Here is a 26,328-nt window from a genome sequence, read left to right on the forward strand (position 1 = left end):
ACGGGTCTGGGGGGTGGTCAGACGTTGAACAGGAAGTTCAGCACATCACCGTCCTTGACCACGTACTCCTTGCCTTCGGCGCGCATCTTGCCGGCATCCTTGGCCCCCTGCTCGCCCTTGTAGGCGATGAAGTCCTCAAAGGCGATGGTCTGCGCGCGGATGAAGCCGCGCTCGAAGTCGCCGTGGATCACGCCCGCCGCCTGGGGGGCGGTGTCGCCGATGTGGATGGTCCAGGCGCGCACTTCCTTCACGCCCGCCGTGAAGTAGGTCTGCAGGCCCAGCAGTTTGAAGGCGCCACGGATCAGGCGCGCGAGGCCTGGTTCGGTCTGGCCCATTTCGGCCAGGAACATGTCGCGGTCTTCGTCGCTCATCTCGGCCATCTCGGCTTCCATCTTGGCGCAGATGGCCACCACAGGGGCGTTCTGGCTGGCCGCGTAGTCCTTGAGGCGGTCCAGGAACGGGTTGTTCTCAAAACCGTCTTCGCTCACGTTGCCCACGAACATTGCGGGCTTGGCCGTGATCAAGCACAGGGACTTGAGCAGGGGCTGCTCTTCCTTGGTGATCTCGACCGAGCGGGCAGGCTTGCCTTCGTTGAGGGCAGCCTGGATGCGCGTGAGCAGCGCCACGAGCTTGGCAGCATCCTTGTCGTTGCCCGACTTGGCGGCCTTGGTGTAGCGGTTCAGGGCCTTCTCGACCGTACCTAGGTCGGCCAAGCACAGCTCGGTCTGGATCACTTCGATGTCGGAGATCGGGTCCACACGGCCTGCCACGTGGATCACGTTGTCGTCTTCAAAGCAGCGCACCACGTTGACGATGGCATCGGTTTCACGGATGTGGGCCAGGAACTGGTTGCCCAGGCCTTCCCCCTGGCTGGCGCCCGCCACCAAACCGGCAATGTCTACAAACTCGACGATGGCAGGGACGATGCGCTCTGGGTGGATGATCTCGGCCAGTTGCTGGAGGCGGGGGTCCGGCACTTCCACCACGCCCACATTGGGCTCGATGGTGCAGAAGGGATAGTTTTCGGCGGCAATACCAGCCTTGGTCAGCGCGTTGAAAAGGGTGGACTTGCCGACGTTGGGCAGGCCCACGATGCCGCATTGGAGGCTCATGGCAGGGCTTTCTGGTGTTCTGGAGACAAACCGCCGATTTTACGGGCCCGCCCAGCACCCGCTGCCGAGGGCCTGCATCAGGCCTTCATTCAAACCGCAAATCGGCGGCCATGCGTTGCCCCACGCGCAGCCACTGCCCCGCACCGCTGCGCACGATGGCGTTCATGCCAAAGGTGATGGCGCCGTCCAGCCGCTTGTCCTGGCGGTAGGTGCGCAGGGTGTCACCCACCGACGGATGGCTCTCAGCTGTGGCCGGGTCGATGTCAGGAATAGGGCATCGCGCGCAGGGCTTTACCGGCTGCAGGTGGACGTCGGCGGTGCCATCGCCCTCCACGTGAATCATGTCCACACGGTCTTCGTCGTGGGCATCCACTCCGGCCAAGACCACATTGGGCCGGAACCGCTCCATGCCGACGGAGGGATGCCCCTCGGCGGCAAGCCGCACATTAAGGTCCTGCAAGGAGGCCTCACTGGTCACCAGCAGCGGAAACCCGTCGGCAAACTGGTTGGGGACCTCCACGCCCCCCGTCCACTCCAGGCTGGACAGGCGCCGATGCTCTGGGTCAAACCGCACCAGGCGGCAAGGCTGCCCCAGAAAATCGCTGAACCACTGCGCCGCCACAGGGCCCATGTCCCACGCAGGGACCGTGTCGCGCCAGACGGTCACCGTGGCCGGCGCTTCCACCGCGTCGATCGCCACATGCAATGCCAGCATGCCCGGAGCCCGCAGCACCATTTCGTCGCTCTTGAGCTGGGGCCGGATCAGCGCCAGGCGGGGCAAGCTGCGCTGGGTGAGGAACATGCCCTGCGCATCCACCACCATCCAGGCGCGGTCCAGATCCAACCCGGTCTCGGTGAGCAGCGCCTGCTGCACCTCGATGCCCGCACAGGATTTGACAGGGTACACAAACAGCCGCGCAATGGTGCCGGACAGATCAGACTCGGAAGGGAAACTCACGCCGGGTGCTCCTGAAGAAGGGGGCCAGAAAGGCCAGACCGCAATTCTGCCCTCTCATCGCAGGGGGTAAGACCCCTCCTACAATGCCTCTCATGGCCCCAACCTTTGATATCTGTATTCGTGGCACCGGCATCGTGGGCCGAACTTTGGCCTTGTTGCTGGCACGGGAACGACTGAAGGTGGCCCTGGTGCCCGCCCCGGGCCCACACAGCGCGGCGACCGCCGACGTAAGGGCCTATGCCTTGAATGCAGCGTCCCGCAGCCTGCTCGAATCGCTGCGCAGCTGGCCCGATGCTGAACACGCCACCGCCGTCAAGCACATGCAGGTACAGGGTGATCAGGACGGCTGCGTGCATTTCGATGCCGCCCCCCAGGGGGTGGAAGCACTCGCCTGGATCGTGGATGTGCCGGCCCTGGAAGAGCGCCTGGCCCAGGCTGTGCGGTTTCAGCCCCTGGTGGAGGTGGTGGACAGCCCGGTGGCCGCGCCCCTGACCGTGGTGTGCGAAGGCCGCGCCAGCACCACCCGGGCCGAGTTTGGCGTGCGCTTTGACGTGACGCCCTATGCCCAGCACGCGATTGCCACGCGGGTGCGCTGCGAACACCCACATGGACAGGTGGCACGCCAGTGGCTTTCGCCCCAAGGCATTCTGGCTTTTTTGCCGCTGGAGGGCGCTCAGGGGAACTCTGTGGCCGTGGTGTGGTCCGTCCCTGAGGACCGGGTGTCCGCACTGATGGCCTTGCCTGCCGACGCTTTTGCGCAAGAGTTGCAGACGGCGAGCCAGCACACACTGGGCAACGTTCAACTCATTGCAGAGCGTGCCACGTGGCCGCTGCAACTGGCCAAGGCAGACCGCTGGTGCGGCGCTACCTCTACCGGAAATGCTGCACGAAGCTGGGTGCTCGCGGGCGATGCCGCCCACAACGTGCACCCGCTGGCAGGGCAAGGGCTGAATCTGGGGCTGGCTGATGTGGCAGCCCTGGCCGAGGTGCTGCGCACCCGCGACTACTGGCGCAGCGTGGCTGACTTGCGACTGCTGCGCCGCTATGAGCGGCAGCAAAAAGCAGCCCTGGCAGCGATGGGCTTGGCCACCGATGGATTGCAGCAACTGTTTGCGCGCCAGGAAGCCCCCTGGCAAGCCCTGCGCAATTGGGGCATGAAGGGCTTTGAACGCAGCGGCATGCTGAAAGATTTTGTGGCCCGCCAAGCCATGGGAATGCGCTGAACGCGCGAGTTTGATAAACAGGAATACGATGAAACTGACCACTGCTTTGCTGACCGTTGGGGCAGCCACCCTGAGCCTGAGCGCCACAGCGCAAGAGGACGCCATCCGCAAGGCATTGGCCCAACGTATTCCTCAGATGGACAAGATCGACGAAGTGCGCGCTACGCCCATGAAGGGGTTGTACGAGGTGCGCATCGGCACAGACCTGTTCTACACCGACGCCAAGGGCGACTATGTGATCCAGGGCGAACTCATCGACTCCAAGGCGCGCCGCAATCTGACCGAAGACCGCATCAATAAGCTGACAGCGGTCAACTTCTCCGCCCTGCCCCTGAAAGATGCCGTGACCATTGTGCGCGGCGACGGCAAGCGCAAGGTGGCCGTGTTCGAGGACCCGAACTGCGGTTACTGCAAACGCTTTGAGCGCGACCTGCAGCAAATCAACAATGTGACGGTGTATCTCTTCCTGTACCCCATCCTGAGTCCGGATTCGGCCGAAAAGTCGCGCAACATCTGGTGTTCCAAGGACCAGGCTACGGCGTGGCAAGACCAGATGGTGCGTGACAAGCCCGCACCGGCAGCCAGCTGCGACACCAGCGCACTGCAACGTAACCTGGCCTTTGGCAAGAAGTACAAGATCACCGGCACCCCCACCCTGATTTTTGCCAACGGCACACGCGTGCCCGGCGCCATCGGGGCCCAGGAGGTGGAAAAACGCCTGGCCGAAGCCGCCAGCGACACCACCACCGCTAATTAATAGCCGCTGAAAGCCCCCGACCGACGACTCCGCGCGGCCCTTGCGCGGCACATGCCATGCCCCTCTCCCGCCCAGCCTCTGCCGCAGACATTCACTACCGCGTCGAACCCACAGACCTGCACGCGCATCTGTTCACCGTGACGCTGACGGTGCAGCGGCCAGCGGCATCGCAAGAACTGTCTCTGCCGGTCTGGATCCCGGGCAGCTACCTGGTGCGGGAGTTCTCCAAGAATCTGCAAGCGCTGGCGGCTCGGCAAGGCCAACGCGCTTTGCAAATAGCCCAACTGGACAAGCACCGCTGGCAAGCGCAATGCACAGAGGGCAAGCCCTTGGTGCTGACCTATCAGGTGTGCGCCTACGACAGCTCCGTACGCACCGCCTGGCTGGACGCCTCACGCGGCTTTTTCAACGGCACCAGCCTGTGCCTGCGCGTGCGTGGGCAGGAGACGCGGTCCCACACCTTGGAGCTGGCACGCACGGCTGCCACGGCGACCTGGGCTGCCGCCACCGGTCTGCGGCCCCTGGATGCCGACAAACAAGGCTTTGGCCTGTATCTGGCGGCCGACTACGACGAGCTGGTGGATTGCCCGGTGGAGCTGGGCAACTTCTGGGTGGGGCGCTTCAAGGCCTGCGGCATTGCCCACCAGTTTGTGGTGGCGGGTGCGGCTCCGTCGTTCGACGGCAAGCGCTTGCTGGCCGACACGCAGAAAATTTGCGAAACCGCCATCCGCTTCTGGCACCGCGAAGGAAAAGCGCCTTTCAAACGCTACGTCTTCATGCTCAACGCCGTGGGAGACGGCTATGGCGGATTGGAACACCGCAACTCCACGGCGCTGATTTGCGGACGGCGTGACCTACCGCGCCAGGGCGAGGCGCGGGCCAGCGAGGGTTACACCACGCTGCTGGGACTCATCAGCCACGAATACTTTCACACCTGGAACGTCAAGCGCTTGCGGCCCGCCGAGTTCGCCGGCTACGACTATGCGCAGGAGAACTACACCGAGTTGCTGTGGTTCTTCGAGGGCTTCACCAGCTACTACGACGACCTGCTGCTGCGCCGCGCCGGGCTGCTGGACGACGCCACCTATCTCAAGCTCATCACCAAAACGATCAACCAGGTGCTGCAAACACCCGGCCGGTCGGTACAAAGTGTGGCCCAGGCCAGTTTTGACGCCTGGGTGAAGTACTACCGGCAGGACGAGAACACACCCAACACCACCGTCAGCTACTACACCAAAGGCTCGCTGGTGGCCCTGTGCCTGGACCTGGCTCTGCGGCGTGAGGGCAAAGCCACTTTGGACGATGTGATGCGTGCATTGTGGAAGCGCTGCGCGGGCGGGCCGATGACCGAAGCAGATCTGCGCGCCGTGCTCCACGACCTGGCCGGGCGGCCATTCGACAAGGAGCTGGCGCACTGGGTGCATAGCACTGCCGATCTGCCCCTGGAAGAGCTGCTGGCCGCCCACGGCGTGGCGCTCAAGGCCGACCGGCCGCAGCTGGCCCAGCGCCTGGGCCTGCGCGTAGCCGAGAACCACAGCGTGCAGATCAAGACCGTGCTGCGTGGCGGAGCCGCAGAGAAGGCAGGAATGTCTGCCGGCGACGAGTGGCTGGGCATAGAAGTGCAGGGCCAGGGCTGGCGCGTCAGCAAGCTCGACGACGTCACTTTCTACGCGGGAACCCACACCACCCTGCAGGCCCTGGTGGCACGCGACGGGCGGCTGCTGCGCCTGCCCTTGGAAATGCCGCCAATCCAGCCGACTGGAGCCCCTGCCAAGGGCCGACGCAGCACCGCAGCCCCATCCACGGCACCAGACACCATCAGCCTGACGGTGACAGACGCCGCCGCGCTGGGACGCTGGCTGACCTGACGTCAGCAAAGCCCCACTGCCTTGGGTATATTGCTGCAGCTTTCATAACCAACCATAACCCCCAGGAGATTTCATGGCTTACGAAACCATCGAGGTGCGCGTTGAAGCGGACAAGGTCGGCATAATCACCCTCAACAGGCCCAAGCAACTCAATGCGCTGAACGACCAACTCATGAATGAACTGGGCGCTGCCCTCAAGGCCTTCGATGCGGACGAAAAGATCGGCTGCATGATCGTCACCGGCAGCGAAAAGGCTTTTGCGGCGGGCGCGGACATTGGTGCCATGGCCAAGTACAGCTTTGCTGACACCTACAAGGGCGACTACATCACCCGCAACTGGGAGACCATCCGCTCCATCCGCAAGCCCGTCATTGCAGCCGTCAGCGGCTTTGCACTGGGCGGCGGCTGCGAGCTGGCCATGATGTGCGACTTCATCATCGCTGCGGACAATGCCAAGTTCGGCCAGCCCGAGATCAAGCTGGGCGTGATCCCTGGTGCCGGTGGCACGCAGCGCCTGCCCCGCGCTGTGGGCAAGTCCAAGGCCATGGACATGGCACTGACAGGCCGCATGATGGACGCGACCGAAGCTGAGCGCGCTGGGCTGGTCAGCCGCGTAGTGGCTTACGACAAGCTCATGGACGAAGCGCTGGGCGCTGCCATCATCATTGCCGGCTTCTCGCAGATTGCCGTCATGGCGGCCAAGGAATCGGTCAACCGTGCCTTCGAGGGCACGCTTGCCGACGGCGTGATGTTCGAGCGCCGCCTGTTCCACGCGCTGTTTGCCACCCAAGACCAGAAGGAAGGCATGGACGCGTTCATGAACAAACGCACGGCAAACTTCACACACCAATAATTTTTGTTCTATAATCTTGGTCTGCGGTCGTATAGCTCAGTTGGTTAGAGCGCAGCATTCATAATGCTGATGTCGGTGGTTCAAGTCCACCTACGACCACCAAATACAAAAACCCACAGTGAGGCCACCCACTGTGGGTTTTTTCTTTCAGGCAAGCCCAAGAACCCGCTCCAGTGACCATTGATGCACGGGCCGCTTGACTTGTCCGAGGGATGTGCCACGCTGGCAACCCCCTTCTAAAATTGTGCCTTCAGCCCCTGGATGTAAACCATGAACCGCTGCACCACACGCTCTTCCGGCCCAGCCCCCTCCCGTCGGGCACCTCGATATTTCCATGCTGCTGTGCTGGCAGTGATGGCCAGCACAGCCCTCTGCGCCGTAGCACCCGCCTCGGCCCAGACCCAGCCCGGCCTGGGTCTTTCACGCCCGTTCCCAGAGGCCGCACTGCGTGGCACGCTGAGCATCAACACCGCGTACGAAGCCACACTCAATGGGAAGACCATCCGCATGGCCCCGGGCATGCGGCTGTTCAGCCCCCAGAACACCCTGGTCATGGCACACACCGTGCTGGGCCAGACCTTCAAGGTCAACTACGTGCTGGAGAACAGCACCGGCATGCTGCACGCCGCCTGGATCCTGACCGAAGGCGAGGCTGCGCAGCCCCGCAAGGGCAGCGACGCCGTCATCACCAACATCACGACCAGCTCGGGCGCCGCGCTGAAGTAACCCTTCAGCGGCGCTGCTGCCAGGCCCCTGCGCCACAGCCCCTTCACAGTCTCCGCGCCATGCCGGGCGCGGTGTTTGCTTGCTATTTGCGAAATTGCCATGGCCAAAAAAGTCTTCATCAAAACCTTCGGCTGCCAGATGAACGAGTACGACTCGGACAAGATGGCCGACGTGCTCAACGCCGCCCAAGGCTACGAGCCTACTCAGAACGTGGACGAGGCCGACCTCATCCTCTTCAACACCTGCTCGGTGCGCGAAAAGGCGCAAGAAAAGGTCTTCAGCGACCTGGGCCGCATCAAGCACCTGAAGGCGCGCGGCGTGAAGATTGGCGTGGGCGGCTGCGTGGCCAGCCAGGAAGGCGCCGAGATCATCAAGCGCGCCCCGTATGTGGACGTGGTGTTTGGCCCGCAAACCCTGCACCGCCTGCCCGAGATGCTCAACCAGCGCGAGCAGCTCGATAAGCCACAGGTGGACATCAGCTTCCCCGAGATTGAAAAGTTCGACCACCTGCCGCCTGCCCGCGTGGAGGGCGCCTCGGCCTTTGTGTCGATCATGGAAGGCTGCAGCAAATACTGCAGCTACTGCGTGGTGCCCTACACCCGTGGCGAAGAAGTGAGCCGCCCGTTTGACGATGTGCTGGTCGAAGTGGCGGGCCTGGCCGACCAGGGCGTGAAGGAAATCACCCTGCTGGGCCAGAACGTGAACGCCTACCTGGGCAAGATGGGCGGCACGGCCGAAATTGCCGACTTTGCGCTGCTGCTCGAATACGTGTCGGACATTCCCGGCATCGAGCGCATCCGCTACACCACCAGCCACCCCAACGAGTTCACGCCCCGGCTGATCGAGGCCTATGCCAAGCTGCCCAAGCTGGCCAGCCACCTGCACCTGCCCGTGCAGCACGGCAGCGACCGCATTCTGATGGCCATGAAGCGCGGCTACACCGCCATGGAATACAAGAGCACGGTGCGCAAGCTGCGCGCCATCCGCCCCGATCTGGCCATGAGCAGCGACTTCATCGTGGGCTTCCCCGGCGAGACGGAAGACGACTTCAACAAGATGATGAAGCTGATCGACGACATCCACTTCGACAACAGCTTCAGCTTCATCTTCAGCCCCCGCCCTGGCACGCCTGCTGCGGGTCTGCACGACGACACGCCGCACGATGTGAAGCTGCGCCGCCTGCAGCACCTGCAGGGCGTGATCAACGCCAACATCAAGTCCATCAGCGAAAGCCGCGTGGGCACGGTGCAGCGCATTCTGGTGGAGGGCGCCTCCAAGCGCGATGCGGGCGAGCTGATGGGCCGCACCGAATGCAACCGGGTGGTCAACTTTGCCGGGCAGCCCCGCCTGGTGGGGCAGATGGTGGATGTGACCATCACCGAAGCGAAGGCTTACACCCTGCGGGGCGAGGTGCTGACGCACGAAACCGCCGCACTGGCCGGCTGACGCGCGGGTACCGACACCCCGCACGCCCCGCGCCCTTTTGGCTGCAATGCCCACGCCCAGCACACCGCCCACGGCACCGCCACCCGCCGAAGGCTTGTTGCATGGCCTCTCCTTCCAGCAACTGTTGCTGCTGGCGTTCGCGCTGATTGCCGGCTTGCTGGGGGTCAGCTCGCTGCGGGCTTTGCACACGCTGGAGCAGCTCATGGTGCTCAGCCGCCACGGCACAGCCGAGGCCACTGCGCTGACTGCAGCCGCACAGGGCCTGAACCAGCGCGGCCAAGCCCTGGAGCGCTCAGCGCGGCAGTCCCTGGTGCTGCGGGATGCCCCCTTGCGCCGCAGCTTCGACGACATGGCGGTCGAAGCCCTCACGGTGCTCAACCATTTGCAGGCCGCAGGCCTGCCCGTTGCGCAGACCCAGGCGTGGCGCACCCACCTCGATGCCGTCAAAGCCCTGCTGGACGCACCGCCGGACCGCGCTCTGGACAACGAACGCCTGGTTGCCGAAGAGTTTGTGGCCCTGGAGACCTTGCACGGCACCATGGTGCAGACGGTGCAGGACCTCAACACCCAACGCAACAACGCGCTGCAGGACGAGGTGGAGCAAAGCCGCCGCAGCGTGACGCACCAGGTGGTGGGCGCGATTGTGCTGGCGCTGGTGCTGGCGTTGTCGCTGGGCATCTGGCTCGCGCGGCCATTCAAGCGGCTGGAGAGTGCGATCCGTCAGCTGGGCGAAAACCAGCTGGACGAGCCGGTGCTGATCTCCGGCCCGGACGACGTGCGCCGGCTGGGCCAGCAACTGGAATGGCTGAGGCTGCGGCTGCTGGAGCTGGACGCCGACAAGGCGCGTTTCCTGCGCCATGTGTCCCACGAACTCAAGACACCGCTGGCCGCGCTGCGCGAGGGCGTAGCACTGCTGCAGGACGGCGTGACGGGCGAACTCACCGCAGGCCAGCGCGAGGTAGCACAAATCCTGCACCACAACACGCTGCAGCTGCAGGGTGAGATCGAGGCCCTGCTGCGCTTCAATGCCGCCGCTTTTGAGGCTCGCCAGCTGCAGCGCCGCGACACCGATCTGCTGGCTCTGCTGGAGGCCCAGGTCGAGGCCCAGCGGCTGCAGTGGCAGGCCAAGGGCCTGACTGTGCGGGTAGAGGGGCCGCCCGTGCGCATGCCCGTTGACGCCGACAAGATCACCTCCGCCGTCAGCAATCTGCTGTCCAACGCCATCCGCTTTTCACCGCCCCGAGGCACGGTGCGGCTGGTGCTCTCGCAACCTCCCGGTCATGTGCGTCTGGACGTCTTTGACCAAGGCCCCGGCGTGGACCGGGTGGACCGTGACCGCGTGTTTGAACCCTTTTACCGGGGTGTTCGCCAACCGGACGATGCCGTGCGCGGCACCGGCATCGGTCTGTCCATCGTGCAGGAATATGTGCAGGCCCATGGCGGCAGCGTGCGCCTGGTGGACGAAGGCGCACACTCCTTCTTTCGCATCGAACTTCCCCATGCCGCCTAGCAGTCACACCCTTTCCTCCCACGCCCTGAGATGGCCGCTGCTTGCGCTGTGCGCCGTGCTGGCGGGCTGTGCCACCACCACGCCCCCACCCGCCCCCGCCCAGAAGCCACCGGCCGCGATGATCATTGCCGTGCCCGTGGCCCCGACGGTGGAAGTGGGCCCTGCCGAAGCAAGGAGCACCGATGCGGACACCAACCACACCCCCGTCGCGCTGCTGCTGGCCCAGACGGACCGTGTGCTCAAGCTGCCCCCTGCCGAACTCACCAAGGAGATAGCCCGGCTGGGCGAAGCGGAGGACGCCACCCCCGACACACCGCTGCTGCTGGCCACGGCCTTGGCGCAAACCCGCCAGGCCGTGGACACCGCCCGCGCACTGGGTCTGGTGCAGCGTGTGCTGGGCAACACCAGCCCCGCAGCGCAGCCCCTGCACCCCCTGGCCCGGCTGCTGGAGGCCCGACTGCTGCAACAACGCCGGCTGGAGGACCAGCTCGATCGCCAGACCCAACAACTGCGCGACACGCAACGCCGCAACGACCAGCTCAGCGAACGCCTGGAAGCTGTGCGCGCCATCGAACGCAGCCTGAGCACCCGCCCAGCGCCCGCCGCATCTCAGTCCGCCCCAGCGGTGGGCAACGGATCCGCGCCACGGCCCGCCCCCTGACCATTTCCCCCGCCATGGACTCCTCTGCCCCCCACCGTGCCGCCCCTCCCGCCCGCATCCTGGTGGTGGACGACGACGCCGACATGCTGCGGCTGCTGTCGCTGCGCCTGAAAGCCGCCGGGCACGACGTGGTGGCCGTGGGCTCTGCCGAAGCGGCACTGGCGCAGTTGGACATTGCGCGCCCGCAGCTGGTGCTGAGCGATGTGCGTCTGCCCGGGCGCGACGGCCTGGCCCTGTTTGACGAAGTGCGCGCCCGCCACCCCTCTCTGCCCGTGATCCTGCTGACCGCACACGGCACCATTCCCGACGCCGTCGAGGCCACATCGCGCGGGGTGTTCACCTACCTGACCAAGCCCTACGACGGCAAAGAGCTGCTGGAGAAGATCGCACAGGCGCTGGCGCTCAGCGCCCCTGCCGTAGCGCAGCCGCATGCCAACGAGGACTGGCGGGCAGAGATCGTGAGCCGGTCGCACCGCATGACAGACCTGTTGTCCGAGGCGTACATGGTCGCCCAGTCCGACGCCAGCGTGCTGCTGCGCGGCGACAGCGGCTCGGGCAAGGAGCTGCTGGCACGCGCCATCCACCGGGCGAGCCCGCGCGCGGCCCGCCCGTTTGTGGCGGTCAACTGCGGCGCCATCCCCGAGGCGCTGCTGGAGTCCGAGCTGTTCGGCCACGTCAAGGGCGCCTTCACCGATGCGGTGAGCAACCACAAGGGGCTGTTCCAGGCGGCGGACGGCGGCACCCTGCTGCTGGACGAGATTGGCGACATGCCCCCCGCCCTGCAGGTCAAGCTGCTGCGGGTGTTACAGGAGCGCGCTGTGCGCCCCGTGGGTGCCAGCCAGGCCACGCCCATCGACGTGCGCATCATCTCGGCCACGCACCGGGACCTGGAGGCCGCCATGGCCAGCGCGCAGTTCCGCGAGGACCTGTATTACCGGCTGAACGTGGTGTCGCTGGTGCTGCCCACCCTGGCCGAGCGGCGCGAGGACATTGCGCTGCTGGCCAACCACTTTCTGGACCGGCTGTCCCGCAAATACGACAAGCGCCTGTCCGGCTTTGCGCCCGAGGCGCTCAAGGCACTGACCACCGCCGCCTGGCCGGGCAACGTGCGCCAGCTCTACAACGTGGTTGAGCAGGTGTGCGCCCTGTCCACCACCCCCCTGGTCCCGCTGACCCTGGTGCAGCGCGCGCTGCGCACCCCGTCCACCCAGGTGCTGAGCTTTGCGGAGGCCCGCCAGCGTTTCGAGCGCGAGTACCTGGTGGGACTGCTCAAGATGACCGACGGCAATGTGGCCGATGCGGCGCGGCTGGCGCAACGCAACCGCACCGAGTTCTACCGCCTGCTGCAAAAGCACGCGCTGACGCCGGGACAGTTCAAGCAGGATGCAGGCGATGCGGACGATGTCGTGGATGAGCGACACGAGTAAGTCATTGATTTACAGGGTGTTTTGATCAAAGTACCCACCCCTTGTCGCCATCTGGCGACAAAAAGCAGGGGCTGATCAGTGCCCGCAGGCCATTGCACAACTGCTTACACGCAGAGGCCACTCCAACCCATTGATTTCAAAGCATTTTTTGCAGCTGGCACAGGGTTTGCCCTATGCCTGGCATGCACGCAGTTCTTCCCTCCTTTTTTAGACAGATCGGCAGGCGCGCAGGGCCCGCAATGGCCCTGGCCACCGCCCTGCTGGCCGGCGGCGCGCACGCACAGGGCTTTGACTTCGAGAGCGTGACCCGCCTCGCCCGCGAACGCGCCAGCCAACCCTACCGGCCCGTGAGCGACAGGCTCCCGGCCGACCTCGCAAAGCTCAACTACGACCAGGTGCGCGACATCCGCTGGCGCCCTGATCGCGCCCTGTGGCGGGCCGAGAAGCTGCCTTACGAGGCCATGTTCTTCCATCTGGGGCTGTACCAGAAAGAGCCGGTGCTGATCAACGAGGTGACGCCCCAGGGCGTGCGCCACATCCCCTACAGCCGCGCGGACTTTGACTACGGCAAGAACCAGCTGCGGCCCGAGGCCTGGGGCGACCTGGGCTTTGCAGGCTTTCGTCTGCACAACCACCTGAACTCCAGCGCCTACAAGGACGAACTGGTGGTCTTCCAGGGTGCGAGCTACTTCCGCGCGCTGGGCCAAGGCCAGCAGTACGGCCTGTCGGCGCGCGGGCTGGCCATTGACACCGTGGGCGGCCGGGGCGAGGAATTCCCCCGCTTCACCGAGTTCTGGCTGGTGCGGCCCGACCCGCTGTCCACCCAGGTCACGGTGTACGCACTGCTCGACTCGCCACGCGCCACGGGCGCCTACCGCTTCGACATCCAGCCCGGCGCGCAGACCACCACCACGGTGCGCAGCCGCATTTTTGTGCGCGCCGCCTCGGGCACCCCACCCATCGCCACGCTGGGCGTTGCGCCGCTGACCAGCATGTTCTTCTTCGGCGAGAACCAGCCACGCAAGGAGGACTTCCGCCCCGAAGTGCATGACTCCGACGGCCTCATGGTGGCCACGGGCGAAGGCGAATGGCTGTGGCGCCCGCTGCAGAACCCCCGGCAAACACTGGTCACCTCGTTCGCCACAAAGAACCCCAAGGGCTTTGGCCTGATGCAGCGCGACCGCCAGTGGGCGAGCTACGAGGACGTGGAAGCCCGCTACGAGCGCCGCCCCAGCGCCTGGGTCCGTCCCCTGCACGACTGGGGCGCGGGCCGTGTGGAGCTGGTGCAGCTGAATACGCCCGACGAGACGCACGACAACATCGTGGCGTACTGGGTGCCCGCACAGATGCCCGCCCCCGGCCAGCCGCTGGAATTTGCCTATGAGCTCAGCTGGCAAGGCGACGAACAGCAGCGCCCGCCCGGCGCCTGGGCCACCCAGTCGCGCCGTGGCATGGGCTACACCAAGCTGTCGGCCCAGGCTCTGCGCCAGCAGGTTCAGTACGTGGTCGATTTCGAGGGCCCGGCTCTCAAGGCCCTGCCTGCGGAGGCCTCCCTCAAGGCCGTTGTGACCAGCGATGCCAACGGCAAGGTGCTGGAAAACATTGCCTACCGCAACCCCGCCACCGGCGGTTGGCGCATGACCGTTCGCATCCAGCGCCTGCAGGCTGACCGGCCCATCGAGCTGCGCGCTTTTCTCCAACACGACAACCACGCTGTGAGTGAAACATGGACGCACATCAGTCTTCCCGAGTAAGCCCTCATGACCCCCACGGCACCCACGCATCCACCGGCCCTGCCGTGGTCGCGCGGCGCGGTGTGGCTTACCCCCGGCCAACCCTCAACCGACGCAGCACACTGCGCGAGGAGCGCCACCCCAATGCGGTGACGGCACCGCCCCTGCACCGTGGCTCCATGGTGCCCCTGCCCTGGCGCGGCTTCTGGAACAGCGTGGGCACTGCCGTGCTGATGCGCCTGACGGGCCGTACATCCCCACCACCCGCACCGGCCACGGCGGCACAAGCCCGCGCTGAATCCACCGCCGCCTGGCAAGGCGCAGCGCAGCGCCGCCGCTGGACGTTTGCGCTGCTCACCGTGCTGACGACCGCCTTGGCCAGCACCCTGTTTGCCAGCGTGCAGCCCGACTACGAAAACGCGTGGCTGAGCTACGGCCAGATCGCGCTGTTTGCCCTGCTGTCCGCCTGGGTGGTGACCGGCTTTTTGACCGGGCTGATGGGCTTTTGGGTGATGCTGCGCGGCGACCGGCATGCGCTCTCGGCACGTAGCGTGGCTGGGCACACCCTGGCGCCAGCCGCCCGCACCGCCATCATCATGCCGATCTGCAACGAAGACGTGGCCACCGTATTTGCCGGGCTGCGGGCCACTTGCGAGTCGGTGGCCGCCACCGGCCACGGCACCACGTTCGACGTGTTTGTGCTCTCCGACAGCAACGACCCCGCCATTGCCCGCGCCGAGCGCGCTGCCTGGGAAGACCTGCGCAACGCCCTGGCGCAGCACAGCCAGCAGCCCCAGGTGCAGGTGTACTACCGCCTGCGCACGCGCCGCACGCACCGCAAGGCAGGCAACGTGGCCGACTTCTGCCGCCGCTGGGGCAAGGACTACCGCTACATGGTGGTGCTGGACGCCGACAGCGTGATGAGCGGCGACTGCATCGTCTCGATGGCCAAGCTGATGGAAGCCCACCCCACGGCCGGCATCATCCAGACCGCCACGCAGGCCATCGGCCATGTCACGCTGCATGCCCGCGCGCAGCAGTTTGCGTCGCGCGTCACCGGCCGCCTGTTCACGCTGGGCATGCAGTACTGGCAACTGGGCGAATCGCACTACTGGGGCCACAACGCCATCATCCGCGTGGCGCCCTTCATGCAGCACTGCGCGCTGGCGCCCATCCAGGGCACGGGTGGTCTGTCTGGCGGCATCATGTCGCACGACTTTGTGGAGGCCGCACTGATGCGCCGCGCGGGCTACCACGTGTGGCTGGTGGCCGACCTGATCGGCAGCTACGAGCAGCAGCCGCCCGACCTGCTGGCCGAACTGCAGCGCGACCGCCGCTGGTGCCAGGGCAACCTGCAAAACGCACGCCTGATGGCCGAGCCCGGCATCCACCCCGTGCACCGCTCCATGTTCATCACCGGCGCCATGGCTTATCTGTCTGCGCCGCTGTGGCTGGCCTTCCTCACGCTGGGCACGGCCCTGTGGCTGTCGGGCGCCAAGCTGGTGGCGGACTGGCACATCCTGCCCGCCGAGCTGCTGGCGCTGTGGGCCTGGACCCTGTGCCTGCTGTTCCTGCCTCGCATCCTGGGCGTCACAGCCGTGTTCATGCGCCGCGAGCAAAAGCAGTACGGCGGCGCTTTCAGCCTGCTCAAGAGCGCCGTGCTGGAGAGCGTCATGGCCATCCTGCAGGCGCCCGTTCGCATGCTGGCGCATTCGCTGTTCGTGCTGATCGCATTGACCGGACTGAAGCTGGAGTGGAAGTCGCCCCCGCGCGAGGCCCATGCCGTGCCCTGGCGCCACGCCGTGCGCCAGCTGGCCCCCATGAGCGCCGTGATCGCCCTGCTTGCGGCGGGCGTGGCGCTGATCGACAGCAGCGCGCTGTTGTGGCTGATGCCCGTGGGCTTGCCGCTGGCACTGGCGATTCCGCTGGCGGTGTGGACCAGCCAGATCGCTCTGGGCCGTGCGCTGCGTGCCCAGCGGCTGCTGCTGATTCCTGAGGAGTCGTGGTCGCCCCCGGTGCTGCGCCGCGCCTGGCTGCACGCCGGGCGCATGGGAAGGCCCATGGCCTTGCAAACTGCCTGAGGTGCCAGACCGAACCACCGCCCCCAGCCGGACGGGCCATAAAAAAAGCCGACACATGTCGGCTTTTTTTACTCCTATTTTTATAGCAACTCAGGCATATGGTTGTAGCGCCTGGTGCCAAAAAGGCTTGAAAACCTTTCAGAAAGGCATCTTGGGCATGCCTCCGCCGCCCATGCCCTTCATGCCGCCCATGCGCTTCATCATCTTCATCAGGCCGCCGCCCTTCATCTTCTTCATCATGCCCTGCATCTGTTCGAACTCCTTGAGCAGGCGGTTGACCTCCTGCACATGCACGCCCGCGCCGTTGGCGATGCGCTTCTTGCGTGTGGCCTTGATGAGTTCGGGCTTGCGGCGCTCCAGGGGCGTCATGCTCTGGATGATGCCTTCCTTGCGCTTGATGTCTTTTTCGGCTTTGTCCATGTCCAGCGAACCGGCCTTGGCGGTGAGCTGAGAGGGCAGCTTGTCCATCAGGCTGGACAGTCCGCCCATCTGCTTCATCTGCTGGATCTGCGAGAGAAAGTCGTTCAGGTCGAACCCGTCACCGCTCTTGACCTTGGCCGCCAGCTTTTGTGCGGCCTCCATGTCCACCCCGGCGGTGACCTGCTCCACCAGCGCCACGATGTCGCCCATGCCCAGGATACGGCCCGCATGGCGTTCGGCATCGAACACTTCCAGCCCGTCGATCTTCTCCGAGACACCCGCAAACTTGATGGGCGCCCCCGTGATCTGGCGCACGGACAGCGCGGCACCACCACGCGAGTCGCCGTCCAGCTTGGTGAGCACGATGCCGGTGAGGGGCAGCGCTTCCTTGAAGGCCTTGGCCGTGTTGATGGCGTCCTGGCCCTGCATGGCATCCACCACGAACAGGGTCTCGACGGGGTTGATCGCGGCGTGCAGGTCCTTGATTTCCTTCATCAAGGCTTCGTCGATGGCCAGGCGGCCGGCCGTATCGACCAGCAGCACGTCAAAGTAGTGCTTCTTGGCGTAGTCCAGGGCAGCGCGGGCGATGTCGAGCGGCTTCTGGTCGGGCGTGCTGGGGAACCATTCGGCACCGGCCTGCTTGGTCACGGTCTTGAGCTGCTCGATGGCCGCCGGGCGGTACACGTCGCCCGACACGGTCAGCACCTTCTTCTTGCGCTTTTCGATCAGGTGCTTAGCCAGCTTGGCCGTGGTGGTGGTCTTGCCCGCACCTTGCAGGCCGGCCATCAGGATCACGGCAGGCGGCTGGGCGGCCAGATTGATGTCGGCCACGCCCTCGCCCATGGTGGCGGCCAGTTCGCGGTTGACGATGCTGACCAACGTCTGCCCGGGCTTGAGCGAGCCCAGCACCTCCTGGCCCAGGGCCTTTTCCTTCACGCGGGCGATGAAGTCGCGCACCACGGGCAGGGCCACGTCGGCTTCGAGCAGCGCCATGCGCACTTCGCGCAGCATGTCCTGCACGTTGGATTCGGTGATGCGGGCCTGGCCACGCATCTCCTTGACGAGGCGCGTGAGTTTGTCGGTAAGGGCGGAGGCCATAGGGGTGTTTCCGGTATTGGCTGCGCGCCGTCAACAAGGGCGTTGCGTGCGCAGCCCCGCCAGGGCGCTGGCGGTGGGCGAAAGGCTAAACTGTGCCCATGATTTTAACGAGTAGCTCCCCCGTCAGTTGGCTGCTGGCCCTGGCCGCTGCTGTGGCCTATGCCGTACCGGCTGCTGCAGCCTCCCGCCTGGGGGCTGCAGCAGCACGCAATGCACTGCTGGTCGCGTGGTTGCTGCACGGCGCCGTGCTGGTCTGGGGCCTGTGGGGCGATGCGCCCCGGTTCGGTTTTGCGCCCGCGCTGTCGATGACCGCCTGGCTGGTGCTCACGGTCTATGCCGTGGAACGGCAGTTGTTTCCACAAATGCAGTCACGCTGGGTACTGGCAGGGCTGGGCGCGGCCGCCATCGTGCTGGCGATGCTGTTCCCCGGGCAGCCGCTGCACGTGACCGCATCTGCCTGGCTGCCTTTGCACCTGGCGCTGGGCATTGCGTGTTATGGCCTGTTTGCAGCGGCGGTGGTGCACGCCTGGCTCATGACACGCGCCGAACGCCACATCCGGCAGGCTGAAGACCCGCACAGCGGCATCCCGCTGCTGACGCTGGAGCGGCTGACCTTCCGGTTCGTGACGGCGGGGTTTGTACTGCTCACCGCCACCTTGCTGGCCGGTTGGCTGTTTGGCGAGACGCTGTATGGCCGGGCCTGGCGGTGGGACCACAAGGCCGTGTTCTCGATGCTCTCGTGGCTGACCTTTGCCACGTTGCTGCTGGGCCGTGCCCGCTTTGGCTGGCGGGGCCGCAATGCGGTGCGTGTGTTGTATGCGGGCTCGGCCCTGTTGCTGCTGGCCTATGTGGGCTCGCGTTTTGTATTGGAAGTTGTTCTGGGCCGCAGCGCATGAAGTACCTGGTCTTGTTGGTCGTCATCGCGGTGGCCGTAGGTATCTGGCGCAGCCGCCGCGCCCCTGATGCGGCGGCGCCCAAAGCGCCCCCCATGCCGCCTGCCCTGCCGCAGGACATGCTGGCCTGCGCGCACTGCGGTGTGCACATCCCGCAGGCAGAAGCCCTGATGCTGGGCAGTCAGGCCTATTGCAGCGCCGAGCACCGGCGCATGGGCCAGGCCTGAGCGACGCCTTGCCGTTGTGACCATGCAAGCAGCGCCCGCAGGCCCACTGCCGCCTTCCGCAGACGCCCCCTTCGCAAGGCTGTGGCTCGGTTTTCTGACGGGCCGCGTCATGGTGGCCCTGGCACTTTTGGTGCTGCAGGGGGCCGGGCAGCTGATCAATCAAGCGGCGGCGCCCTCCGTGCTCGCAGTCTGCGTGGCCTATCTCGTGGCGACCGTGGTGCTGCGGGTGCTGTCGCGCAACGCCCCGCCGTCGCCCAGCGCCGGCCCGCAGTGGCTGCCCTCCATTGGTGTGGACCTGGCGGCGATCACTGCGCTGCAGTTGCTGCATGCGGGCACCATGAACTACACGCCCCTGTTTGGCCTGCCCATCCTGATCGCAGCGGTCATGGGCACGCTGACCCTGGCCCTGGGCACCACCGCCGCAGTCACGCTGCTGCTGCTGGGCTGGGCCTGGTGGGTGGGCCAGTACAGCACGGGCGACGAGGGCCAGCGCTACCTGCAAAGTGCGCTGACCGGCACAGGCTACTTCATCGTGAGCTATCTGGTGCACCAGCTGGCCACCCGCCTGGCGCGCGAACAGGAAGTGGCGCAACAAAGCCAGATCGCGGCGCGCGTGCAAACGCAGGTCAGTGCACTGGTCATCCAGAACCTGACCGACGGGGTGCTGGTGGTGGACGAGACCGATGTGGTGCGCATTGCCAACCCCGCAGGGCTGCAGCTGTTGGGTGGCGTGGCACTGACCGAGTTGCCGTTTGCCCTGACCTCCACCGCGCCGTGGCACCCCCTGGTGATTTTGGCGCGGCGCACCTTCCGTCACGAACAGCCCCAGACGGCCGATGTTGATCTGCTGCACGAAGGCCAGAGCCCCACCGGCCTGCATGTGCGCACCTGGCTCACGTCCACCCGCAATGCGGCCTTGCAGACGCACTCCGAGCGGCTGTGCGTGATGTTCCTGCACGATCTGCGGGAAATGGAAGCGCGGCTGCGCACCGAAAAACTCGCGGCCATGGGCCGCATGTCTGCCGCTGTGGCCCACGAAATCCGCAACCCACTGGCCGCCATCGTGCAGGCCAATGCCCTGCTGGAAGAAGACCTGCACGAGCCAGCACAAAAGCGCCTGGCGCACATGGTGCAGCAGAACGCCGACCGCTTGGCACGCATTGCCGAAGAGGTGCTGGACATTGCCCGCGTGCAGCACCAGATCAGCCACGCCCCCGCCTCCACCGTGGTGCTGGACGAAACCGTCGCCCAGATCTGGAACGACTGGCAGGCCCAGGACCCCGCGCGGCGGCGCGCCATGGTGTCGCTGGATACCGGTGCCACCCAGGTGGAGTTTGACGCCGAGCACCTGCGCCGCGTTCTGGTCAACCTACTGGACAACGCCCTGCGCTACATGGGCCCGGAGCCCGACTCGCTATCGGTGACCACGCGCAACACGCCCGCTGGCCAAGTCAGCCTGCAGGTGTGGAGCGACGGAGCGCCCATGGACAAATCCGTGGAGCGGCATCTGTTCGAGCCCTTCTTCTCGTCCGAGAGCCGCTCCAGCGGCCTGGGCCTCTATATTTGCCGGGAGCTGTGCCAGCGCCATGGCGCCTCCATCAGCTACCAGCGCCTGAACCGCACCACCGCACGCGGAGACATCGGAGGCAACGCCTTCACCGTGGGCTTCCGCCGCACGACCCGCCCTGCCGACAATGCTACCTTGTTTGACACTATCGTGGTCTGACTGCAGCCTCCATGAACGCCCCTGCCGCCTCCATCCTTGTCGTTGACGACGAACCCGATCTGCGCACCCTGTACGAGCTCACCTTGCTGCGTGAGGGCTACCGGGTCGAGACTGCGTCCAACGTGCAGGAGGCCCGCGAGCAGCTCAAGGCCCAGCGTTTTGACGCGGTGATCACCGACATGCGGCTGCCCGACGGGTTTGGCATGGAGCTGCTGCAGGACCTGCGCGACCAGCAGCGCCGGGAGCGCTGCGTGGTCATGACCGCCTACGGATCGGCAGAAAACGCGGTCGAGGCGCTGCGCGCCGGGGCCTTCGATTACCTCACCAAGCCCGTGGACCTCAAGCAGTTCCGCTCGGTGGTGGCCTCGGCCATCCAGGGCACCGGCGGAGTCCCCCCTCCGCGTGCGGCACGCAGCAACGGCTCCAGCCGGTCTGCCAATGCGGCGGCGGCCAGCGAATTCGGCAGTGCCAACGCCGCCCTGGATCGCCTGGTGGGCGAGTCCGACGCCATCCGCAACGTCAAACAGCGCGTGGCCAAGGTGTCGCGTGGCATGGCGCCCGTGCTGATCCATGGCGAGTCGGGCACCGGCAAGGAGTTGGTGGCCCAGGCCTTGCACGCCAGCAGCCAGCGCGCGGATGGCCCCCTGGTCGCCGTGAACTGCGGAGCCATCCCTGAAAACCTGCTGGAAGCCGAATTCTTTGGTGCCCGAAAGGGCTCCTACACCGGGGCTTCGCAAGACCGTGACGGCTACTTCCAGGCCGCACGCGGGGGCACCCTGTTCCTCGACGAAATCGGTGACCTGCCGCTGGCGATGCAATCCAAGTTGCTGCGCGCCATCCAGGAGCGCAGCGTGCGGCCGCTGGGCTCCACCCAGGAAGAAACCGTGGACGTGCGCATCGTCAGCGCCACCCACCGCGACCTGGCGGCCGATGTCCAGGCCGGCCGGTTCCGCCAGGATCTGTACTACCGGCTCAATGTGATCGAGATCGTCATCCCGCCGCTGCGCGAACGTCGGGAGGATTTGCCCGCACTGTGTGCAGCACTGCTCACCCGCATTGCCAACGAGTCCGGCATGCCGGTACCCCAGCTCACCGACCGCGCACTGAACGCTATCGCCGCCCACCCGCTGACCGGAAACGTCCGCGAGCTGGAAAACCTGCTGCACCGTGCAGTGGCGTTGAGCGATGGGGACGAGTTGCAGGTGGATGCACCCAGCGGCGCGGCAGAGGTGCAGATGGCGCGGCCCGCGACACCCGCGTTGGCCACTGCGGCAGAGGGTTCGGTCGGCGGCACCTCCGTCCCGTCCGATGCCGCTCCAACCCAGCAGCCCTTGGCCAGCGGATGCACCGTGCCCCTCCCCAGCGACCTGCAGGCCTGGCTGGATCAGCAGGAGCGCGAGATCCTGATCCGTGCGCTCAAAGAGTCCGGGTTCAACCGCACGGCCACGGCGGCACGCCTGGGCATCAGCCTGCGCCAGATTCGCTACCGCATTGCCCGGCTGAACATCGCGGTACCCAACGACCAGGATCCGCATGACGACCAGGGCTGACAGCGCCCCGGCAGCAGCCCCCACGCATTGGGACGGCGGTTGGCACCTGACAGCCCAGCGTCTGGCATCGCCGAACTTCGGACCACGCCCCGTACAGGCCTCGGGGGTGGACCTGATCGTGGTGCATTCCATCAGCCTGCCCCCGGGTGAATACGGCGGCGGCGCTGTGCAACAGCTGTTCACCAACACTTTGGACTGGAACGCGCACCCTTACTACCAGGGCATTCGCGGACTGCAGGTGTCCGCCCATTTTTTCATCGAGCGCACCGGTGCGCTGTGGCAGTTTGTGGATTGCGACCAGCGAGCCTGGCATGCGGGGCAATCGTTCTACCGAGGCAGAAGCCAGTGCAACGACGATTCCATCGGCATTGAACTGGAAGGCCTGGAGGGCCTCACCTTCGAGTCCGCCCAGTACGAGACACTGGCCCGGGTCTGCCAGGACATTGCGCTGCGTTACCCCATCGAGCACATCGCGGGGCATGAACACATCGCCCCGGGGCGTAAGCTTGACCCCGGCCCGGGGTTTGACTGGTCCAGGCTGCAACAGACCCTGGGCTGGCCAGTGCAGCGATTCCCGCAAGGCACACAGACGGGCCCGCAGCAGCTTCGCTGACGCCGCGCTTTCACTGTCGCACGGGCGCATCAAGGCAATTTTTTCTTTGTGCGTTCGCACATATTTTTGCAGCCAAGCACTGCGCGGCCTGGCGCAGGAAATCCGCCGCCAAGGTACGCCACTGCAAGGTTTTGCATCGCCCACATCGCGTTTACAAGGGTTCGCCGCAGGTGCCGATTGCCAAGGCAACGGGGTTGGGAACATGCTGTTTCGGTTTTGGGGACTCATTCAGGCGGTACACTACCGGTAGTGTCTTGAACCGCCTCGACACACCATATATAGTGTGCGCCAGACTGAAGTCCGGTGCAGCACCCACACACTGCGGCGGCGCTCCAGGCCGCACGCCACCCCAGACAGCCCACAGAAGAGGACACCCATGCAAGCTGCTTTGAACACGCCTTCCCCATCGCCCACCGCCTCTGCGGATACCACCACACACGCTGCAGCGGCCGCAGCTTCCGGGCACCCGCTCACGCACTACCAGATCATTCGCCGTAACGGCGCGGTGGTGCCGTTCGAGCCCCAGAAAATTGCAGTGGCGATGATGAAGGCGTTTCTGGCAGTGCACGGCACGCAGGGCGCCGCCTCTGCCAGCGTGCGCGAGGTGGTGGACACGCTCACCCAGAACGTCGTTCGTGCCCTGATGCGCTCGCGTCCTGGCGGCGGCACCTTCCATATTGAAGATGTGCAGGACCAGGTCGAGCTGGGCCTGATGCGCGGCGAGCACCACGAAGTCGCCCGCGCCTACGTGCTGTACCGCGAACGCCGCACGCAGGAGCGCGCCCACCACCAGGAACAGCTCGCTCCCGCCACCCCGGTGATGCACGTGATCGACAACGGCCAACGTGTGCAACTGGACATCCTGCGCCTGCACGCATTGATCGAGTCGGCCTGCGCCAACCTGGGCGCCGACATCAAGGCTGCTCCCATCGTCGCCGAGACCATGCGCAACCTGTATGACGGCGTTCCGATGGACGAGGTCTACAAGGCATCCATTCTGGCCGCCCGCACCCTGATCGAAAAAGATCCCGACTACACCTACGCCACGGCCCGCCTGCTGCTGCACACCATCGTGCGTGAGGTGCTGGGGCGTGACGTGACCCAAAGCGACATGGGCCAGGCCTACAAGGACTATTTCCCCACCTTCATCCAGAAGGGGGTGGACAACGAGCTGCTGGATGAGCGCCTGCTCAAGCAATACGACCTGACCCGCCTGGGTGCCGCGCTCAAGGCCGAGCGCGACCTGCAGTTCGACTACCTGGGCCTGCAGACACTGTACGACCGCTACTTCCTGCACGTCAAGAAGACCCGCATCGAACTGCCCCAGGCCTTCTTCATGCGCGTCGCCATGGGCCTGGCACTGAACGAAACCGACCGCGAGGCACGGGCCATCGAGTTCTACGAAGTGCTGTCCAGCTTCGACTTCATGTCCAGCACGCCCACGCTGTTCAACAGCGGTACGCTGCGCTCGCAGCTGTCGAGCTGCTACCTGACCACGGTGCCGGACGACCTGGACGGCATCTACGAGTCCATCAAGGAAAACGCCCTGCTGTCCAAGTTCGCGGGCGGCTTGGGCAACGACTGGACGCGCGTGCGTGCACTGGGCAGCCACATCAAAGGCACCAACGGCGAGTCGCAAGGCGTGGTGCCGTTCCTCAAGGTGGTCAACGACACCGCCGTGGCGGTGAACCAGGGCGGCAAGCGCAAGGGCGCCGTCTGTACGTACCTGGAAACCTGGCACCTGGACATCGAAGAGTTCCTGGAACTGCGCAAGAACACCGGCGACGACCGCCGCCGCACGCACGACATGAACACGGCGAACTGGATTCCCGACCTGTTCATGCGCCGCGTGATGGAAAAGGGCACCTGGACACTGTTCTCGCCCTCCAACGTGCCGGATCTGCACGATCTGTTCGGCGCCGACTTTGAAAAGGCCTATGTGGCCTACGAAGAAAAAGCCGCACGCGGCGAGATCAAGCCCGCCAAGACTGTGCAGGCCACCGACCTCTGGCGCAAGATTCTGACCATGCTGTTTGAAACCGGCCATCCCTGGATCACGTTCAAGGATGCCTGCAACGTGCGTTCGCCCCAGCAGCACGCTGGCGTGGTGCACTCGTCCAACCTGTGCACCGAGATCACGCTGAACACCAGCGACACCGAAACCGCCGTTTGCAACCTTGGCTCGGTCAACCTGCTGCAGCACATCAAAGACGGCCAGATCGATCACGAGAAGCTCAAGAAGACCATCACCGTGGCCATGCGCATGCTGGACAACGTGATCGACATCAACTACTACGCCGTGAACAAGGCCCGTGACTCCAACCTGCGCCACCGCCCCGTGGGCCTGGGCGTGATGGCCTTCCAGGACAGCCTGTATGCGCTGCGCATTCCTTATGCCTCGCAAGAAGCAGTGGAATTCGCCGACAAGTCGATGGAAGCCATCTGCTACTACGCTTATTGGGCGTCCACCGAGCTCGCCAAGGAACGCGGCCAGTACTCCAGCTACAAGGGTTCGCTGTGGGATCGCGGCATCCTGCCGTTTGATACGCTGGACATGCTTGCCAAGGCCCGTGGCGGTTATGTGGAAGTGGACCGCTCGTCCACGATGGACTGGGACGCGCTGCGCAAGAAGATTGCGCAGGACGGCATGCGCAACTCCAACTGCGTGGCCATTGCGCCCACCGCCACCATCTCCAACATCATCGGCGTGGATGCCTCGATCGAGCCCTCGTTTGGCAACCTGTCGGTCAAGTCCAACCTGTCGGGCGAGTTCACCGTGATCAACAGCGGGCTGGTGCGCGATCTCAAACGCCTGGGCCTGTGGGACGACGTGATGATCATGGACCTCAAGCACTTCAAGGGTTCGCTGCATCCCATTGACCGCGTGCCGCAGGACATCAAGGCGCTGTACTCCACAGCTTTTGAAGTCGAGCCTCAGTGGCTGGTGGAGGCCGCATCGCGCCGCCAGAAGTGGATCGATCAGGCACAGAGCCTGAACATCTACATGGCTGGCGCATCGGGCAAGAAGCTCGACGACACCTACAAGCTGGCATGGGTCCGTGGCCTCAAGACCACCTACTACCTGCGTACGCAGAGCGCCACACACGTCGAGATGAGCACCGTGAACACACGCCAGCTCAATGCCGTGTCGTCGGGTGGAGACAGCGGCGCATCGGCAGCTTCTGCCACGGCGCAAGCGCAGCCCAGCCCGCTGGAAGCTGCTGCAACAGCTGCTGCTCAACAGGCCGCGGCGGTGCCAGCGACGGACGTGAAGTTCTGCGCCATCGACGATCCTGGCTGCGAGGCCTGCCAGTAAGCACTTTGCGAGCAACGCTTCGGAATCGCCCGGGGCGTTGCTTCGGTGCTGTGAAGCAACAAAACCTTGCTGCACAACGCTTCAGTGCTTTTCTTTTCGCAGCACTGCTTTCATAATCCGAACACTGGAA

At 65.3% G+C, this 26,328-nt stretch carries 20 protein-coding genes and 1 tRNA gene; 18 read left to right on the plus strand and 3 right to left on the minus strand.

Features of this window, described 5'->3' with window-relative positions:
- Window positions 1–17 precede the first annotated feature (17 nt).
- Both ychF and ACT531_RS11040 read right to left on the minus strand, forming a co-directional pair.
- Window positions 18–1,112: a redox-regulated ATPase YchF gene (gene ychF, locus ACT531_RS11035; protein ID WP_015015603.1), complete on the minus strand. Its 1,095-nt coding sequence runs from the start codon at window positions 1,110–1,112 to the stop codon at window positions 18–20.
- Window positions 1,113–1,197: 85 nt separating this feature from the next.
- Window positions 1,198–2,070, minus strand: a complete 873-nt coding sequence (locus tag ACT531_RS11040; RefSeq protein WP_110960204.1) for an MOSC domain-containing protein — start codon at window positions 2,068–2,070, stop codon at window positions 1,198–1,200.
- Between the two features lie 92 nt (window positions 2,071–2,162).
- Between ACT531_RS11040 and ACT531_RS11045 the strand changes: the two genes are divergently transcribed.
- From ACT531_RS11045 to mdoH, 12 genes are all read left to right on the plus strand, one after another.
- Complete coding sequence (locus ACT531_RS11045) at window positions 2,163–3,293, plus strand: FAD-dependent monooxygenase (RefSeq protein WP_476017446.1); 1,131 nt, start codon at window positions 2,163–2,165, stop codon at window positions 3,291–3,293.
- 28 nt (window positions 3,294–3,321) lie between these two features.
- On the plus strand, window positions 3,322–4,050 hold the full coding sequence (locus tag ACT531_RS11050; RefSeq protein WP_295942508.1) for a DsbC family protein: 729 nt from the start codon (window positions 3,322–3,324) through the stop codon (window positions 4,048–4,050).
- Between the two features lie 56 nt (window positions 4,051–4,106).
- Window positions 4,107–5,918: a M61 family metallopeptidase gene (locus ACT531_RS11055; RefSeq protein ID WP_476017447.1), complete on the plus strand. Its 1,812-nt coding sequence runs from the start codon at window positions 4,107–4,109 to the stop codon at window positions 5,916–5,918.
- Window positions 5,919–5,991: 73 nt separating this feature from the next.
- Window positions 5,992–6,771, plus strand: coding sequence for an enoyl-CoA hydratase (locus ACT531_RS11060; protein WP_291443782.1), 780 nt, complete (start codon window positions 5,992–5,994; stop codon window positions 6,769–6,771).
- Between the two features lie 25 nt (window positions 6,772–6,796).
- Window positions 6,797–6,873, plus strand: a tRNA-Met gene (locus ACT531_RS11065).
- Window positions 6,874–7,125: 252 nt separating this feature from the next.
- Window positions 7,126–7,497, plus strand: coding sequence for a hypothetical protein (locus ACT531_RS11070; RefSeq protein ID WP_476017448.1), 372 nt, complete (start codon window positions 7,126–7,128; stop codon window positions 7,495–7,497).
- 99 nt (window positions 7,498–7,596) lie between these two features.
- On the plus strand, window positions 7,597–8,943 hold the full coding sequence (gene miaB / locus ACT531_RS11075; protein ID WP_015015610.1) for a tRNA (N6-isopentenyl adenosine(37)-C2)-methylthiotransferase MiaB: 1,347 nt from the start codon (window positions 7,597–7,599) through the stop codon (window positions 8,941–8,943).
- A gap of 46 nt (window positions 8,944–8,989) precedes the next feature.
- A complete protein-coding gene (locus tag ACT531_RS11080) occupies window positions 8,990–10,453 on the plus strand; it encodes a sensor histidine kinase (RefSeq protein ID WP_476017449.1) in 1,464 nt (487 codons plus the stop codon).
- Window positions 10,443–11,114 carry a hypothetical protein gene (locus ACT531_RS11085; protein WP_476017450.1) on the plus strand — a complete coding sequence of 224 codons (672 nt, stop codon included), beginning with the start codon at window positions 10,443–10,445 and terminating at the stop codon, window positions 11,112–11,114. The genes ACT531_RS11080 and ACT531_RS11085 overlap by 11 nt, the downstream gene beginning before the upstream one ends.
- A 14-nt stretch (window positions 11,115–11,128) precedes the next feature.
- On the plus strand, window positions 11,129–12,541 hold the full coding sequence (locus tag ACT531_RS11090; protein ID WP_110960211.1) for a sigma 54-interacting transcriptional regulator: 1,413 nt from the start codon (window positions 11,129–11,131) through the stop codon (window positions 12,539–12,541).
- A 239-nt stretch (window positions 12,542–12,780) separates the two neighbouring features.
- Complete coding sequence (locus tag ACT531_RS11095) at window positions 12,781–14,295, plus strand: glucan biosynthesis protein G (RefSeq protein ID WP_476017451.1); 1,515 nt, start codon at window positions 12,781–12,783, stop codon at window positions 14,293–14,295.
- Window positions 14,268–16,355, plus strand: a complete 2,088-nt coding sequence (gene mdoH / locus ACT531_RS11100) for a glucans biosynthesis glucosyltransferase MdoH (RefSeq protein WP_476017452.1) — start codon at window positions 14,268–14,270, stop codon at window positions 16,353–16,355. Before ACT531_RS11095 ends, mdoH begins: the two co-directional genes overlap by 28 nt.
- A gap of 138 nt (window positions 16,356–16,493) precedes the next feature.
- Here the strand turns inward: mdoH and ffh are convergent, their stop codons facing one another.
- Window positions 16,494–17,873, minus strand: coding sequence for a signal recognition particle protein (gene ffh, locus ACT531_RS11105; protein ID WP_015015616.1), 1,380 nt, complete (start codon window positions 17,871–17,873; stop codon window positions 16,494–16,496).
- Between the two features lie 98 nt (window positions 17,874–17,971).
- On the opposite strand from ffh, the gene ACT531_RS11110 reads away from it, so the two are divergent.
- From ACT531_RS11110 to ACT531_RS11135, 6 genes are all read left to right on the plus strand, one after another.
- Window positions 17,972–18,769 (plus strand): cytochrome C assembly family protein, encoded by a 798-nt coding sequence (locus tag ACT531_RS11110; RefSeq protein WP_015015617.1) that lies wholly within the window; start codon window positions 17,972–17,974, stop codon window positions 18,767–18,769.
- Entirely contained in the window at window positions 18,766–18,993 is a 228-nt protein-coding gene (locus ACT531_RS11115) for a PP0621 family protein (RefSeq protein ID WP_476017453.1), read from the plus strand. The genes ACT531_RS11110 and ACT531_RS11115 overlap by 4 nt, the downstream gene beginning before the upstream one ends.
- Before the next feature lie 22 nt (window positions 18,994–19,015).
- Window positions 19,016–20,719 carry a two-component system sensor histidine kinase NtrB gene (locus tag ACT531_RS11120; RefSeq protein WP_476017454.1) on the plus strand — a complete coding sequence of 568 codons (1,704 nt, stop codon included), beginning with the start codon at window positions 19,016–19,018 and terminating at the stop codon, window positions 20,717–20,719.
- 11 nt (window positions 20,720–20,730) lie between these two features.
- A complete protein-coding gene (locus ACT531_RS11125) occupies window positions 20,731–22,269 on the plus strand; it encodes a sigma-54-dependent transcriptional regulator (protein ID WP_476017455.1) in 1,539 nt (512 codons plus the stop codon).
- Window positions 22,253–22,882: a 1,6-anhydro-N-acetylmuramyl-L-alanine amidase AmpD gene (gene ampD, locus ACT531_RS11130; RefSeq protein WP_476017456.1), complete on the plus strand. Its 630-nt coding sequence runs from the start codon at window positions 22,253–22,255 to the stop codon at window positions 22,880–22,882. The genes ACT531_RS11125 and ampD overlap by 17 nt, the downstream gene beginning before the upstream one ends.
- Window positions 22,883–23,258: 376 nt before the next feature.
- Complete coding sequence (locus ACT531_RS11135) at window positions 23,259–26,198, plus strand: ribonucleoside-diphosphate reductase subunit alpha (RefSeq protein ID WP_476017457.1); 2,940 nt, start codon at window positions 23,259–23,261, stop codon at window positions 26,196–26,198.
- Window positions 26,199–26,328 lie beyond the last annotated feature (130 nt).

The organism is Acidovorax sp. DMC1, assembly GCF_056314325.1.

Bases quoted from the DNA above. Each gene is read 5' to 3' on its own strand.
- ychF (WP_015015603.1), bottom strand. From the start codon at position 1,112: ATGAGCCTCCAATGCGGCATCGTGGGCCTGCCCAACGTCGGCAAGTCC.
- ACT531_RS11045 (WP_476017446.1), top strand. From the start codon at position 2,163: ATGGCCCCAACCTTTGATATCTGTATTCGTGGCACCGGCATCGTGGGC.
- ACT531_RS11050 (WP_295942508.1), top strand. From the start codon at position 3,322: ATGAAACTGACCACTGCTTTGCTGACCGTTGGGGCAGCCACCCTGAGC.
- ACT531_RS11055 (WP_476017447.1), top strand. From the start codon at position 4,107: ATGCCCCTCTCCCGCCCAGCCTCTGCCGCAGACATTCACTACCGCGTC.
- ACT531_RS11060 (WP_291443782.1), top strand. From the start codon at position 5,992: ATGGCTTACGAAACCATCGAGGTGCGCGTTGAAGCGGACAAGGTCGGC.
- ACT531_RS11070 (WP_476017448.1), top strand. From the start codon at position 7,126: ATGGCCAGCACAGCCCTCTGCGCCGTAGCACCCGCCTCGGCCCAGACC.
- miaB (WP_015015610.1), top strand. From the start codon at position 7,597: ATGGCCAAAAAAGTCTTCATCAAAACCTTCGGCTGCCAGATGAACGAG.
- ACT531_RS11080 (WP_476017449.1), top strand. From the start codon at position 8,990: ATGCCCACGCCCAGCACACCGCCCACGGCACCGCCACCCGCCGAAGGC.
- ACT531_RS11085 (WP_476017450.1), top strand. From the start codon at position 10,443: ATGCCGCCTAGCAGTCACACCCTTTCCTCCCACGCCCTGAGATGGCCG.
- ACT531_RS11090 (WP_110960211.1), top strand. From the start codon at position 11,129: ATGGACTCCTCTGCCCCCCACCGTGCCGCCCCTCCCGCCCGCATCCTG.
- ACT531_RS11095 (WP_476017451.1), top strand. From the start codon at position 12,781: ATGGCCCTGGCCACCGCCCTGCTGGCCGGCGGCGCGCACGCACAGGGC.
- mdoH (WP_476017452.1), top strand. From the start codon at position 14,268: ATGGACGCACATCAGTCTTCCCGAGTAAGCCCTCATGACCCCCACGGC.
- ffh (WP_015015616.1), bottom strand. From the start codon at position 17,873: ATGGCCTCCGCCCTTACCGACAAACTCACGCGCCTCGTCAAGGAGATG.
- ACT531_RS11110 (WP_015015617.1), top strand. From the start codon at position 17,972: ATGATTTTAACGAGTAGCTCCCCCGTCAGTTGGCTGCTGGCCCTGGCC.
- ACT531_RS11115 (WP_476017453.1), top strand. From the start codon at position 18,766: ATGAAGTACCTGGTCTTGTTGGTCGTCATCGCGGTGGCCGTAGGTATC.
- ACT531_RS11120 (WP_476017454.1), top strand. From the start codon at position 19,016: ATGCAAGCAGCGCCCGCAGGCCCACTGCCGCCTTCCGCAGACGCCCCC.
- ACT531_RS11125 (WP_476017455.1), top strand. From the start codon at position 20,731: ATGAACGCCCCTGCCGCCTCCATCCTTGTCGTTGACGACGAACCCGAT.
- ampD (WP_476017456.1), top strand. From the start codon at position 22,253: ATGACGACCAGGGCTGACAGCGCCCCGGCAGCAGCCCCCACGCATTGG.
- ACT531_RS11135 (WP_476017457.1), top strand. From the start codon at position 23,259: ATGCAAGCTGCTTTGAACACGCCTTCCCCATCGCCCACCGCCTCTGCG.